The following is a 532-nucleotide window of genomic DNA, read 5'->3' on the forward strand; positions in this document are numbered from 1 at the left end:
CCGATCTCTCCATCTCCTGAGATGGTGTGGTGGCACTAGAAGTGGTCTCCGTCTCATCCTCCTGAGGCCCTGGCGCCGTGGTGTTAGCTGGCGATTCGTCCCACTGATGCTCTGGCGTCGTGGTGTTAGCTGGCGATTCGTCCCACTGACGCTCTGGCGTCGTGGTGTTAGCTGGCGATTCGTCCCACTGACGCTCTGGCGCCGTGGTGTTAGCTGGCGATTCGTCCCACTGACGCTCTGGCGTCGTGGTGTTAGCTGGCGATTCGTCCCCCTGACGCTCTGGCGCCGTGGTGTTAGCTGGCGATTCGTCCCCCTGAAGCTCTGGCGCCGTGGTGTTAACTGGCAGCTCACCCTGACTCCAGACGTTTCCTTGCCATAGCAACTGGTGATAAAGAAACACCAAAAGAGTAAATTTAATCATATCCATTCTTTACTACAACCTTAACCTCAAAATGACCAAACCACAACCTCTGCTGAAATCTCCCAAAATACCACCGCTGATTCCCAGCATGCAGCCAAACCCTGGTATGAT

Annotated in this window: 1 protein-coding gene; it reads right to left on the bottom strand. The window is 55.3% G+C overall.

Features of this window, described 5'->3' with window-relative positions; all coding sequences use genetic code 11:
* The coding region (locus GQS57_RS18935; RefSeq protein WP_205860327.1) for a hypothetical protein at positions 1-421 on the bottom strand (421 nt) is incomplete at its 3' end.
* Positions 422-532 lie beyond the last annotated feature (111 nt).

The organism is Polaribacter sp. 20A6 (assembly GCF_011378915.1).
In the GTDB taxonomy this organism is placed as follows: Bacteria; Bacteroidota; Bacteroidia; order Flavobacteriales; family Flavobacteriaceae; genus Polaribacter; species Polaribacter sejongensis.